Annotated in this window: 13 protein-coding genes; 8 read left to right on the top strand and 5 right to left on the bottom strand. The window is 71.4% G+C overall.

Going from position 1 to position 12,240, the window contains the following annotated elements:
• The first annotated feature begins 49 nt into the window (after positions 1-49).
• The 6 genes from OWR29_RS16630 to OWR29_RS16605 are packed head-to-tail and all read left to right on the top strand — an operon-like array spanning position 50 to position 3,397.
• Complete coding sequence (locus OWR29_RS16630; RefSeq protein WP_133877323.1) at positions 50-313, top strand: hypothetical protein; 264 nt, start codon at positions 50-52, stop codon at positions 311-313.
• 16 nt (positions 314-329) lie between these two features.
• Complete coding sequence (gene smpB / locus OWR29_RS16625; protein WP_267563752.1) at positions 330-815, top strand: SsrA-binding protein SmpB; 486 nt, start codon at positions 330-332, stop codon at positions 813-815.
• 7 nt (positions 816-822) lie between these two features.
• Entirely contained in the window at positions 823-1,854 is a 1,032-nt protein-coding gene (locus tag OWR29_RS16620; protein ID WP_438872601.1) for an LLM class flavin-dependent oxidoreductase, read from the top strand.
• The gene (locus OWR29_RS16615; RefSeq protein ID WP_267563750.1) at positions 1,851-2,069 is read left to right on the top strand and encodes a hypothetical protein; all 219 of its coding nucleotides are present in this window, start codon (positions 1,851-1,853) and stop codon (positions 2,067-2,069) included. Before OWR29_RS16620 ends, OWR29_RS16615 begins: the two co-directional genes overlap by 4 nt.
• Positions 2,000-2,581: an alanyl-tRNA editing protein gene (locus OWR29_RS16610; protein WP_267563749.1), complete on the top strand. Its 582-nt coding sequence runs from the start codon at positions 2,000-2,002 to the stop codon at positions 2,579-2,581. The genes OWR29_RS16615 and OWR29_RS16610 overlap by 70 nt, the downstream gene beginning before the upstream one ends.
• Before the next feature lie 51 nt (positions 2,582-2,632).
• On the top strand, positions 2,633-3,397 hold the full coding sequence (locus tag OWR29_RS16605) for a methyltransferase domain-containing protein (RefSeq protein WP_267563748.1): 765 nt from the start codon (positions 2,633-2,635) through the stop codon (positions 3,395-3,397).
• Between the two features lie 136 nt (positions 3,398-3,533).
• Here the strand turns inward: OWR29_RS16605 and OWR29_RS16600 are convergent, their stop codons facing one another.
• The gene (locus OWR29_RS16600; RefSeq protein WP_267563747.1) at positions 3,534-4,655 is read right to left on the bottom strand and encodes a cellulose binding domain-containing protein; all 1,122 of its coding nucleotides are present in this window, start codon (positions 4,653-4,655) and stop codon (positions 3,534-3,536) included.
• Positions 4,656-4,754: 99 nt separating this feature from the next.
• Here OWR29_RS16600 and OWR29_RS16595 point away from each other — a divergent pair, with 99 nt between their 5' ends.
• Both OWR29_RS16595 and OWR29_RS16590 read left to right on the top strand, forming a co-directional pair.
• Complete coding sequence (locus OWR29_RS16595; protein ID WP_438872600.1) at positions 4,755-6,989, top strand: rhamnogalacturonan lyase family protein; 2,235 nt, start codon at positions 4,755-4,757, stop codon at positions 6,987-6,989.
• 62 nt (positions 6,990-7,051) lie between these two features.
• Positions 7,052-7,426: a VOC family protein gene (locus OWR29_RS16590; RefSeq protein ID WP_267563746.1), complete on the top strand. Its 375-nt coding sequence runs from the start codon at positions 7,052-7,054 to the stop codon at positions 7,424-7,426.
• Here OWR29_RS16590 and OWR29_RS16585 read toward each other — a convergent pair whose 3' ends face one another.
• The 4 genes from OWR29_RS16585 to OWR29_RS16570 all read right to left on the bottom strand — a co-directional run bounded on the left by OWR29_RS16585 (position 7,427) and on the right by OWR29_RS16570 (position 12,205).
• The gene (locus OWR29_RS16585) at positions 7,427-8,131 is read right to left on the bottom strand and encodes a hypothetical protein (RefSeq protein WP_267563745.1); all 705 of its coding nucleotides are present in this window, start codon (positions 8,129-8,131) and stop codon (positions 7,427-7,429) included. It lies immediately after the preceding gene.
• Complete coding sequence (locus OWR29_RS16580; RefSeq protein WP_267563744.1) at positions 8,124-9,500, bottom strand: (Fe-S)-binding protein; 1,377 nt, start codon at positions 9,498-9,500, stop codon at positions 8,124-8,126. Before OWR29_RS16580 ends, OWR29_RS16585 begins: the two co-directional genes overlap by 8 nt.
• A gap of 94 nt (positions 9,501-9,594) precedes the next feature.
• Positions 9,595-10,713, bottom strand: a complete 1,119-nt coding sequence (locus tag OWR29_RS16575; RefSeq protein ID WP_267563743.1) for an FAD-binding oxidoreductase — start codon at positions 10,711-10,713, stop codon at positions 9,595-9,597.
• A gap of 43 nt (positions 10,714-10,756) precedes the next feature.
• Entirely contained in the window at positions 10,757-12,205 is a 1,449-nt protein-coding gene (locus OWR29_RS16570) for an FAD-linked oxidase C-terminal domain-containing protein (RefSeq protein ID WP_267563742.1), read from the bottom strand.
• Positions 12,206-12,240: the final 35 nt, after the last annotated feature.

Genomic DNA, 12,240 nt, shown 5'->3' with positions numbered 1-12,240 from the left:
CGATCGCTCAGGTCGCGGCGACCAAGGTCATTTCGGCATAATCGCACGGGTGACCAATTGGGAATTCGCCCGCCTCGAGTACCGCGCCGCGGGCACGCTCGGCGCCGACCGGTTCATGGACTGGACGGCCACCTTCCACCACCCCGGCGGCGTCCTGCGCTGGGGCACCGACGAGCGCTTCGACGACCTGCGCCATCTGAACCGGGCCGGGGCGGCCGGCTGGCAGGCGTACGACCGGGCCGCGATGCACGTGCACAACGAGCCCCACCGGCTGAGCAGCGTCACATATTCGATGCGGCGGCCCGTGCCGTAAAGCTAACCTTCCCTGCGTGGGCAGGGAGACCGGGCGCAAACTGATCGCCTCGAACAAGAAGGCGCGGCACGACTACGCGATTCTCCGCACGTACGAGGCGGGTCTCGTGCTGGCCGGGACCGAGGTGAAGTCGCTCCGCGAGGGCCGGGCCTCGCTGGTCGACGCGTTCGCCGGCGAGCACGAGGGCGAGATCATGCTCTACGGGCTGCACATCGCCGAGTACGGCTACGGCAGCTGGACCAACCACGCGCCCCGCCGCACCCGCAAGCTGCTGCTGCACAAGTCCGAGATCGTGAAGATCCTGGCTCAGCTGCGCGACGGCAACGGGCTCACCCTGGTGCCGCTCTCGATGTACTTCAACGAGGGCTGGGCCAAGGTCGAGCTGGGCATGGCGCGCGGCCTCCGGTCGTACGACAAACGGCAGGTCCTGGCCGAGCGCGACGCCAAGAAAGAGATCGCGCGCGAGATGGGCCGCCGCCTCAAGGGCCGCACCTCTCGGTAGAGTGATCATGGTGGAATTCGGACTGGACACCTTCGGCGACGTCACCGTCGACGAACACGGCAAGAAGCTTCCGTACGCGCGAGTGATCCGCAACGTGGTCGAGCAGGCCGTGCTGGCCGAGCGGGTCGGCGTCGACGGGTTCGGCCTCGGCGAGCACCACCGCGACGACTTCGCGGTCTCCGCGCCCGAGATCGTGCTGGCCGCCATCGCCGCCCGCACCGAGCGGATCAAGCTGGGCACGGCGGTCACGGTGCTGAGTTCCGACGATCCGGTACGGGTCTTCGAGCGCTTCGCCACGCTCGACGCGGTCTCGAACGGGCGCGCCGAGATCATCCTGGGCCGCGGCTCGTTCACCGAGTCGTTCCCGCTGTTCGGCTTCGACCTGCACGACTACGAGCGGCTGTTCGAAGAGAAGGCCGACCTGATGGTCAAGCTGCTCGGCGAGGGCCCGGTGAGCTGGGAGGGCACGGTCCGCCCGCCGCTGAAGGACCAGCAGGTCTATCCCAAGACCGAGTCCGGCCGGATCCGCACGTGGATCGGCGTGGGCGGCAGCCCCGAATCGGTGGTGCGGGCCGCGCGGCACGGCCTGCCGCTGGTGCTGGCCATCATCGGCGGCGAGCCGGTCCGGTTCGCGCCGTACGTCGAGCTCTACCAACGAGCGCTCGAGGAGTTCGAGCAGCCGTCGCAGCCGGTGGCCGTGCACTGCCCCGGGTTCGTCGCCGAGACGGACGAGGAAGCCGTCGAGACGCTGTGGCCGCACGCGCGCAACATGCTCAACCGCATCGGCCGCGAGCGGGGCTGGCCGCCGCTGAGCCGCGACCGCTTCGAGAACGACATCCGCGACGGCGCCTGGCACGTCGGCTCGCCCGAGACGGTGGCCCAGAAGATGGCGCACACCATCAAGCACCTCGGGATCCAGCGCTTCGACCTCAAGTACTCGGCCGGCACGCTCCCGCACGACAAGATGATGACCGCGATCGAGCTGTACGGCACCAAGGTCGTCCCGCGGGTGAAGGAGCTTCTAGAGTCGGGGGCATGACCGAACGCCTCGACTGGAGCGACCCCACGCTGCGGGAGTGGGACTGCACGGTGCTGTGGTCCGACCCGGCCGACCCGGAGGCGGGCATCGTGCTCGACCGTTCCGCCTTCTACCCGGGCGGCGGCGTCCAGCGCCACACCACGGCGTGCTGCTCTGGCAGGGCGTGCAGACCCGGGTCGTCGACGCCCGCAAGAGCGACGACGGCCCGCGGCTGATCCCCGCCCCCGGCGACCCGGTGCCGCCGGCGGGCGCGACGGTCCGAGGTGCGATCGACGACACCCGGCGGAGCACCCTCATGCGTACCCACTCGGGCCTGCACATCCTCTGCGGCACGGTCTTCCGCGACTTCGGCGCCCTGGTCACGGGCGGCAACATGCAGCCCGGCGAGGCCCGCATGGACTTCAACCTGCCCGAGGTGCCACCCGGCTTCAAGCAGGCGCTGGAGGACGCCGTCAACGCCGAGGTGGCCGCCGACCGCAAGATCGTCGCCCGCGTCCTGCCCCGCGAAGAGGCCCTGCAGATCCCGACCCTGGTCCGTACGCAGGACGCCCTCCCACCCCTGCACGAACCCGAGATCCGCATCATCGACATCGTCGGCCTCGACGTCCAGGCCGACGGCGGCACCCACGTCGCCTCCACCGCCCAGGTCGGCCGCGTCGAGGTGGTCAAGGTCGAGAGCAAGGGCCGCCAGAACCGCCGCGTCCGCATCCGCCTGGCCCCCGCCTGAACGGTCCGGAACCGGACTGCTGCCCGGCGGCTGAAGGTGTCTGCTGGAGGGATGAGCGAGCGGACCTACGCCCTCTCGGCGGATGGCGCCGAGTTCTACGAGTCGGCCTTCGTGCCGGCCTTGTTCGACGGGTGGGCGCGGCGGCTGATCGAGGCGGTGGCGCCCAGCGTCGAGGAGTCGATGCTTGACGTCGCCTGCGGCACCGGGGTGGTGGCGCGGGCTTCCACGGCCGGGTGGGTGGTGGGCGTCGACGTCAACCCGGCGATGCTGGCGGTGGCCCGGCGCAAGCGCCCCGACCTGGACTGGCGGGCCGGGGACGCCATGAGCCTGCCGTTCGCCGACGACGCGTTCGACGTGGTGGTGTCGCAGGCGGCGCTGATGTACTTCGCGGATCGGGTGGCCGCGTTGCGGGAGATGGCCCGGGTCGGCGGGCGGTTGGGTCTGCAGGTGCCGGGGCGGCTGTCGGCCAGCACCGGCTATGTGGCGCTGACCGAGGTGGTCGGCCGCCACGCCGTACCGGAAGCAGTCGAAGTGATCGGCGGGTACTTCGCCGTCGGTGAGCCCGAGATGCTGGCCGCCCTGTGCGAGGAGGCCGGGTGGCGGATCGACCGCTTTACCACCTACATGAGCGCCACGTGCCTGCCGAGCATGGACGATTTCCTGTACGCCGAGCTGCTACCGCTGGCAAGCCATGTTGACGACGCCACCCGTCGCCGGATCGTCGCGGACGCCCGGGTCGCCCTGGCGCCCTTCCTGACGCCGGCCGGCGAGGTGGCGGCGCCGATCGAGACCCATCTGATAACGGCCCACACCTAGGGTCTGTCTTCGTGGCAGGGGCGGGGCTGCGGCGAGGCCCAGGTCCCGCCTGGACCGCGCCTCGCTCCCACCGCAGCTGCGAAACAGACCCTGGGCGGGGTGCCCGGCCCGGCTGGGAACCCCGCTGGGTGAGCTGTCAGCCGAGGGCGGCGGCCAAGGCGGGGTACCAGCGGTTGGCGATCTTCACGTTGCCGGCGTCGTTGGGGTGGACTCCGTCGTAGGTGTCGGTGGCCGAGTTGAAGCCGGTGAACTGGTCGACGACGGTGATGGGGGAGGCGGCCGTCGACAGGCCGGCGGCCCAGGCGGGGATGGCGGCGTTCAGGTTGACCACGCGCTGGGCGCACTCGGCGCAGTTCGAGGCGTTCATGGGGATGATCTGGGCGACCAGGATCTCCATGGCCGGGTTGGACGCCCGCATCTGGCCGACCAGGCGGGTGAACGCGGCCAGGATCGTCGCCGGCGGCTGGTTGTTCCAGACGTCGTTCGTGCCGAAGTGCATGAGCACGATGTCGGGGTCCGTGGCGTCGAGCCAACCAACCAGTTGGTTCTGGTTGGCGACGTTCGTGGCGAGGAAGCCGCCGTGGCCCTCGTTCTCACCGTCGTACGGGAAACCGCAACCCTGACCGGGCAGTGTGCCCACGAAGTCGACCCGGGTGGCAGGCAGCTTCTGCCACAGCAACGCGCGCCAGCAGCCGGGGGAGCCGGTGATCGAGTCGCCGAGCGCCATGATCTTGACGGGGGAGCCGGCCGGGGGAGGCGTGGTCGTGGGCGGCGGTGTCGTCGGCGGCGGCGTTGTGGGTGGCGGTGTGGTGGGTGGGGGCGTGGTGCTCGGCGGGGGAGTTGTGGGGGCCGGGCCGTTGCAGGTGGTGCCGTTCAGGGCGAACGACGTGGGCACGGGGTTGCTGCCGGTCCAGGAGCCGTTGAAGCCGACGGAGGCCGTTCCGTTGGTGGCCAGCGCGCCGTTCCAGGAGGCGTTGCGGACGGTGACCGCCGCCCCGGACTGGGTGGCCGCGCCGTTCCAGAGCTGGGTGATGGTCTGGCCGGCCGGGAACGAGAAGGTCAGCGTCCATGACGAGACGGGGTCGCCCAGGTTGGTGACGTCGACGGCGGCGCCGAAGCCGCCCGGCCAGGAACTCGAGACGGTGTAGCGGACCTGGCAGCCGGCGGCGGCCGAGGCCGGGCCCGCGGCGGCGACGGCGAACGAGCCGGCCAGAACGGCGGTCGTGGCGGCGAGGGCGGTCAGGCGAAGTCTGGGCATCGGGCGCTCCGGTGGGCGAGGCGGGGGGATCGATGAAGACGGATAGAAGGCACTATGACATGGGAGCGCTCCCAATCCAACCTTGACCGATACGTCGCGATGCTCCACTCTGGGAACGCTCCCATTCACGTACCTCGATCTAAGGATCCGCTCGTGGTCAGAAGAGCAAAGATCGCGGCCGTCCTCGCCGTCGTCACCGCCGGTGCGGGCGTCATGGTCGCCACCCGGGCCGACGCCGCCGCCGGCTGCCAGGTGCGCTACGCCGTCACCAATTCCTGGCCCGGCGGCTTCGGCGCGAATGTCGACGTCACGAACCTGGGCGACCCGATCAACGGCTGGACGCTGGCCTTCACCCTGCCCGGCGGCCAGACCATCACGTCGCTGTGGAACGGCACCGTCACACAGTCCGGTTCGGCCGTCTCGGTGAAGGACGCCGGCTGGAACGCCGCCCTCGCCACGAACGCCACGACGAGCTTCGGCTTCAACGCCAACGGCGCCTCGGTCACCCCGGGAACGTTCACATTGAACGGAGTGGCGTGCACCGGCTCGACCCAGCCGACGACTCCGCCGCCCGCGACCACGCCCCCGGTCACGACGCCCCCGCCGACAACGCCACCCCCGACGACGCCGCCGCCCACGACGCCGGCCGACGGGAAGCAGCGCGAGCGCCTCGACCGCGGCGTGATCAGCGTCCGCTCCGGCTCGGCCAACCTGGTCAGCTGGCGACTGCTCGCCACCGACCCGTCCGGTGTCGGCTTCAACGTCTACCGCGGCACCACCAAGGTCAACGCCTCGCCCCTGACGGCTTCAACCAACTATTTGGATTCCGGCGCGGCGGCGAACAGCGCGTACACCGTACGCGCCGTGGTGAACGGTGTTGAGCAGGCCGCCGAGGGCCCGTCGCTCACCTTCGGCAACGGCTATCTCGACGTGCCGATCCAGAACCCCAACAGCTCCCTGTACGCCGCGAACGACGCCTCCACCGGCGACCTCGACGGCGACGGCAAGCTCGACCTGGTCCTCAAGTGGGATCCGCTCAACAGCAAGGACAACTCGCAGTCGGGCGTCACCGACCCGGTCTACGTCGACGCCTACAAGCTCGACGGCACGCGGCTCTGGCGCATCAACCTCGGCCGCAACATCCGGGCCGGCGCGCACTACACCCAGTTCCAGGTGTACGACTACGACGGCGACGGCCGGGCCGAGGTGGCCATGAAGACGGCCGACGCCACCGTCTCGGGCACCGGGCAGGTGATCGGCAGCTCGAGCGCCGACTACCGCAACTCGTCCGGCTATGTGCTCACCGGCCCCGAATACCTGACGATGTTCGACGGCCGCACCGGCGCCGCACTGTCCACCGTCGACTACGTTCCCCCGCGCGGCACGGTGTCGAGCTGGGGCGACTCGTACGGCAACCGGGTCGACCGCTTCCTGGCCGGCACCGCGTATCTCGACGGCAGCCGGCCCAGCCTGATCATGGCCCGCGGCTACTACACCCGCAGCGTGATCGTGGCCTGGGACTTCCGCAACGGCACACTGACCCGGCGCTGGACGTTCGACAGCAACAGCTCGACCAACAGCGGCACCGCGGGCCAGGGCAACCACCAGCTTTCGGTGGCCGACGTCGACCGGGACGGCCGCGACGAGATCGTGTACGGCTCACTGGCGATCGACGACAACGGCGCCAAGCTGTGGAACACCGGGTACGGGCACGGCGACGCCCTGCACGTCGGTGATCTCGACCCGTCGCGTACGGGCCTCGAGGTCTTCAAGGTCGACGAGGACTCGAGCAAGCCGTCGTCGTGGTTCGCCGACGCCCGTACGGGTCAGATCCTCTGGAGTACGCCGGCCAACGGTGACAACGGGCGCGGCGTCTCGGCCGACATCTGGGCCGGCAGCCCCGGCGCGGAAAGCTGGTCGTCCGCGGTCGACGGCGTGCGCGGACCGTCCGGTTCGGTTGTCGCCAGCCGCAAGCCGAGCTCGACCAACTTCGTGATCTGGTGGGACGGGGACGCCCAGCGCGAACTGCTCGACCAGACCCGGATCGACAAGTACGGCACGTCGTCCGACACGCGCCTGCTGACGGCGAGCGGCGTCCACTCGAACAACGGCACCAAGGCCACCCCGTCGCTGAGCGGCGACCTGCTCGGCGACTGGCGCGAGGAGGTCGTCTGGCCCACCTCGGACAACACGGCGCTGCGCATCTATTCGACCCCGATCCCGACCGACCGCCGGGTCGTGACGCTGCTGCACGACATCCAGTACCGCGAGGCCCTGGCCTGGCAGAACACGGCGTACAACCAGCCACCCCACCCGAGCTTCGCGATCGGATGACCGGTTCCCGGCCGGTCCCGCCACAGCCCACGGGATCGGCCGGGAACACCTAAGGTGTGGCCATGATCCTTCGACACGTGACGGTCGACAGTTCGGAGCCGTACGAGCTGGCCCGCTTCTGGAGCGAGGTCACCGGCTGGCCGCTGGGCGACGACGACCAGCCGGGCGACGACGAGGTGCTGATCGAGGCGCCGTCGCCGGTGCCGGGCCTGCTCTTCATCCGCGTGCCCGAGGCCAAGACGATCAAGAACCGCCTGCACATCGACTGGATGCCCGACGAACGCACCCGCGACGAGGAGGTCGACCGCCTCACCGCCCTGGGCGCCAAGCTCTTCGAGGATCACCGCACCCCCGACGGCCTGGGCTGGGTGACCATGCAGGACCCCGAGGGCAACGAGTTCTGCGTCGAGCGAAGCACCATCGAGCGCGGGCTCTGATCAATCTCGGGTGTGGAAGCCCCGGCACCGGCTGCAGTAGCGGCGGGGATCGGCCGCGGTCAGGGCGTCGGCCCGTCGGCCCACCGCGAGCAGCTGGTCGGTCGTGAGCCGGCGGGCGTCCCAGGCCAGGCCGGCCAGCTCGGCGCTGTGCGGGTGGGTCCGATTGCGGTCGGACGGCTCGACGCCGGTCAGCTCGGCCAGGTCGGCCGCCGGGATGCCCAGGATGTGGGCGAACCCGGTTACGTAGGCCCCGGTGACTCTTACGACGCACTGGCCGAGCTGATAGATCGTCGAGTCGGACACGTACGGACCCCCGCCCACCCACAGCAGCAGCCGGGCGTTCCACGGGCGGATGTTGCGGTTGGCCAGCAGGCGCACCAGCATCGGCCCCGGCCCGTCCGATGCCGGCCGCACCCGGACGTGGGCGGTCACCTGCTCGGGTCCCGGCGCGACCGGGGGGTGCTCGGGCAGGGAGCGGATGAAGGCCCGGATCTCGTCCAGCGCCTCGAGTTGCAAGTTCTTCATCGACACGATGAGCCGGCCGACCTCGCGCGAGATCGTGCTTCGCGCGGGGGCCAGATCGTCGGGCACCTCCAAGCCGGCCGCGACGAAGAGGTCGGCCGCGTGCCACCCGAGATCGGCGGCGGAGCGGCGCAGCACGTCGGGATCGGCGCCGGCGAGGCGGCTCAGGGTGAGGTCAGGCATCACCCCAGCGTGCCAGCAACTCGCCGGCGGCGACCGGCCCGCGGATCGAGGCGTCCAGCACCTGGGCGGTGTGGGCCATGGCCATGCCGGCGCCCTGACGGCGGAGGGCGGCGGCGACCTGCATCATGCACCCCGGGTTGGCCGTGACCAGCAGCTCGGCCCCGGTGGCGACGACGTTCCGGGCCTTGCGGTCGCCCAGTTCGGCCGCCGGGACGGGATTCAGCACGTTCCAGATGCCGGCCGAGCCGCAGCACAGCTCGGGGTCGGCGATCTCGCGCAGCTTCAGCTCGGGGATGCCGCGCAGCAGCGCGCGCGGCTGAGCCCGGACGCCCTGGGCATGGGCCAGATGGCAGGCGTCGTGATAGGCCACCGTGATCGGCAGCGGGTGGCGCGGGGCGACCGGGCCCAGCTCGTCGAGCAGTTCGGCCAGGTCGCGCACCTTCGCGGCGAAGGCGGCCGCCCGCCGCGCGTAGACCGGGTCGTCGGCCAGCAGCTCGCCGTACTCTTTCAGCGAGGAACCGCAGCCGGCCGCGTTGACCACGAAGTAGTCCATGCCGGTGTGCTCGAACGTCTCGATCAGGCGGCGGGCGAAGCCGACCGCCTCCTCCCGGCGTCCGTTGTGGACGCTCAGGGCCCCGCAACAGCCCTGGCCGGACGGGATCACGACGTCGCAGCCCTCGGCGGCCAGGATCCGGACGGTCGCGGAGTTGACCTCGGGGAAGAACGCGCCCTGCACGCAGCCGGTCAGCATGCCGACGACCGCGCGCCGGGTGCCACGGGCGGCGACCCGGCGCGGCGGGGGCGGAACCTTGCGCAGCCGCGGCGCCAGCGACTCGAGCGTGGCCAGCGTCGGGCCCAGTCGCTCGAGCAGGCCGCTCCGGCTGACCAGCTTTTGCAAACCCGATTTCTGGTACGCCATCAGAGGCCCACGCAGCAGCCGGAGCCGCCGTGGATAGGGGAACACCGCGAAGATCGCCCGCCGCAGCAGCGCATCGCCCCGATCCCGGGCGTAGCGCCGCTCGACCTGGGCCCGGGTGTCCTCGATCAGGCGGTCGTACTTGACGCCCGACGGGCACGCGGTCACGCACGACATGCAGCCCAGGCACTTGTCGAAGTGCTCGACCATCGAACCGCTCAGCGGCTCGCCGTTGACGCCCTCGTTCATCAGGTAGATGCGGCCGCGCGGCGAGTCGGCCTCGGCCCCCCACAACACGTACGTGGGGCAGGTGGGCAGGCAGAAGCCGCAGTGCACGCAGTCGGCGATCAGGTCGGCCCGCGGCGGATGGTGATCGTCGAAGGCCTGCCCGTCGGCGACCGGCCCGAGCACATCGCGCGGCGGCTCCCCGGTGCCCCACGTCGAGTCGACCATCAGATACCTCCCACAAAGATCGCCCGGCGCCTCGCGGCGGAGGCCATCAGATGTCGCCCACAAAGATCACCCCGACGCCTCGCAGCGGAGACCATCAGATGCCGCCCACGAATCGGCCCGGCGCGAAGCGGTAGCCCGGGTCGAACTGTTCCTTGATCCGGCGCATCACGGCCAGCCCCGGCACCGGCCCCCACATGTCGAGGATGTCGCGCACCTCGGCCGGCGCCGTCAGCACGACGGCGTGCCCGCCGCTGCGCACGCACAACGCCCGCAACCGCTCGACCTCGGTGATGTCGCGGGCCGCCGCGTAGAGGACCCCCGTGCCGGCCGACCCGCGCAGCGCCGAACCCGAGTCGACCAGCGCCGGCACCTTGGACAGCGGCACCGACAGCTTCAACCCGATCTCGTCGGGCGCCCACGGGTCGCGTCCCCACCAGCCGGGCGCCGTCTCGCTCACCTCGCCGGCCAGCAACTTCTCGATCAGGGCGGCCCTCTCCCGCACGCCGGACGCCGTGCCCTCGAGCAGCACCGCCAGCTCGCCGGTGGCGGTGTCGATCTCGATCGCCGTCGGGGCGACCTGCGCGGCCAGGATCGCGGACACCGCCTGAGCCGGGGCGGTCGACCGCACGTACGCCGAAGCCGCCGGCCGCGGATGCAGGCGGAACACGCACTCGGTGATCAACCCCAGGGTCCCGTACGACCCGGTGTAGAGCTTGCCGAGGTCGTAGCCGGCCACGTTCTTGACCACCTTGCCGCCCGACCTGGCCACCACCCCGTCGGGCCGCACGACGGTGATGCCGATCAGCAGGTCACGCGCGGTGCCGTAGTGCAGGCGCCGTGGCCCGCTGGCCCCCGTCGCCACGACGCCGCCGACCGTCGCGCCCGGATGGAAGTCGATGGCCAGCTGCTGATCGCCGAGCGCGAGATCGCCGAGCGGGGTGCCTGCCCCGACCACTGTGATCAGGTCACCGGCCGCGTGCTCGACCACGCCCGACAGCCGCCGCGTGTCGATGATCAGGTCGAGCGACCGCGGGGGAGGACCCCAGTGAATCTTGGTGCCGCCGCCCCGCACGACCACCGACAACCCTTGAGCGGCGGCGACCAGCGCCGCCGCCTCCTCGGTGGAAGCGGGCGAGGCCACCAGCCGGGCCGGCACACCGCCGACGTGGTCGTCGTCGCCGGCCGGCCGGGTCAGCTCGTCGAGCGCGGCCATCAGAAGCCCCCCACCCGGGCGCGAGCAGCGGCGAACGCGGCCATCAGAAGACCTCCACACCTGGGAACCGCTCGGCCAGATTGCTGCCGGGCCGCTCGCCGCACAGGCGGGGCGTGGGGAAGACCTTGCCCGGATTGGACAGATGATCGGGGTCGAAGGCGCAGCGCACCAGCTGCATCGTGTCGAGGTCGTCGTCGCCGAACATGCGGGGCATGTACTTCGCCTTGTCCATGCCGACGCCGTGCTCGCCGGTGATCGAGCCGCCGTACTCGATGCAGAGGTCGATGATGGCGCCGGACACCGTCTCGGCCCGTTCGGCCTCGCCCTCGACCCGGGCGTCGAACAGCACCAGCGGATGCAGGTTGCCGTCGCCCGCGTGGAAGACGTTCGCCACCCGGACGCCGTGGGAGTCGGCCACCTCGCTGATGCGCCGCAGCACCTCGGGCAGGGCGGTTCGCGGGATCACGCCGTCCTGCACGATGTAGTCGGGGCTGATGCGGCCCACCGCGGCGAAGGCGGACTTGCGGCCCTTCCAGAACAGGGCCCGCTCGGCCTCGTCGGCCGCGATGCGGATCTCGAACGCGCCCTCCTTGGTGCACAGCGCGGTGACCTGCTCGAACTGGGCCTCGACCTCGGCCGACGGGCCGTCCAGCTCGACCACCAGCACGGCCGCCGCGCCCGGCGGATAGCCGCAGGCGACCGCGGCCTCGGCCGCCTCGATGGCGAGCGCGTCCATCATCTCGATCGCCGCCGGCACCACGCCGGCCGCGATGATGGCCGAGGTGGCCGCCCCGGCGGCGTCGATGCTGGTGAACGCGGCCAGCAGCGTGCGCACCGACTCGGGCAGCCGGGTGAGCCGCACGGTCACCTCGGTGGCGACGCCGAGCGTGCCCTCGGAGCCGACGAACGCGCCGATCAGGTCGTACCCCGGCGGGTCGAGGGCCCGGCCGCCCAGGCGCACCAGATCGCCGTCGGGGGTGACGATCTGCAGGCCGGTGACGTGGTTGGTGGTGAAGCCGTACTTCAGGCAGTGGGCGCCACCCGAGTTCTCGGCCACGTTGCCGCCGATCGAGCAGATCTGCTGGCTCGACGGGTCGGGCGCGTAGTAGTAGCCGTGCGGGGTGGCCGCCCGGGTGACCTGCAGGTTGATCACGCCCGGCTCGACCACGGCCCGCTCGTCGGCCGGCGCGATCTCGACGATGCGGCGCATCTGGGCCGTGACGATCAGGACGCCCTCGGCGTGGGGCAGGGCGCCGCCGGACAGCCCCGTGCCGGAGCCGCGGGCCACGAACGGCACGCCGGCCGCGGCGCAGGCCTTGACCACGGTGGCGACCTGGGCGGCCGTGTGCGGCAGCACGACCAGGGCCGGAATGACCTTGTAGTGGGCGAGGCCGTCGCACTCGTACGTCCGGAGCGTCTGCCGGTCGGTCACGACCTGCTCGGGGCCCAGTTCGGCGCGCAGCGCGAGGGCGAGCGCATCGATGTCCGCCATGCGACCTCCTTCGGAGCCGACCCTGCCGACAACCT

The organism is Paractinoplanes pyxinae (assembly GCF_026626335.1).
GTDB classification, from domain to species: domain Bacteria; phylum Actinomycetota; class Actinomycetes; order Mycobacteriales; family Micromonosporaceae; genus Actinoplanes; species Actinoplanes pyxinae.
The sequence above is the reverse complement of the archived record's forward strand: the minus strand, read 5'-3'. Positions and strand labels throughout refer to the sequence as shown.

Bases quoted from the DNA above. Each gene is read 5' to 3' on its own strand.
- OWR29_RS16620 (WP_438872601.1), top strand. From the start codon at position 823: ATGGTGGAATTCGGACTGGACACCTTCGGCGACGTCACCGTCGACGAA.
- OWR29_RS16615 (WP_267563750.1), top strand. From the start codon at position 1,851: ATGACCGAACGCCTCGACTGGAGCGACCCCACGCTGCGGGAGTGGGAC.
- OWR29_RS16605 (WP_267563748.1), top strand. From the start codon at position 2,633: ATGAGCGAGCGGACCTACGCCCTCTCGGCGGATGGCGCCGAGTTCTAC.
- OWR29_RS16600 (WP_267563747.1), bottom strand. From the start codon at position 4,655: ATGCCCAGACTTCGCCTGACCGCCCTCGCCGCCACGACCGCCGTTCTG.
- OWR29_RS16595 (WP_438872600.1), top strand. From the start codon at position 4,755: ATGCTCCACTCTGGGAACGCTCCCATTCACGTACCTCGATCTAAGGAT.
- OWR29_RS16590 (WP_267563746.1), top strand. From the start codon at position 7,052: ATGATCCTTCGACACGTGACGGTCGACAGTTCGGAGCCGTACGAGCTG.
- OWR29_RS16585 (WP_267563745.1), bottom strand. From the start codon at position 8,131: ATGCCTGACCTCACCCTGAGCCGCCTCGCCGGCGCCGATCCCGACGTG.
- OWR29_RS16580 (WP_267563744.1), bottom strand. From the start codon at position 9,500: ATGGTCGACTCGACGTGGGGCACCGGGGAGCCGCCGCGCGATGTGCTC.
- OWR29_RS16575 (WP_267563743.1), bottom strand. From the start codon at position 10,713: ATGGCCGCGCTCGACGAGCTGACCCGGCCGGCCGGCGACGACGACCAC.
- OWR29_RS16570 (WP_267563742.1), bottom strand. From the start codon at position 12,205: ATGGCGGACATCGATGCGCTCGCCCTCGCGCTGCGCGCCGAACTGGGC.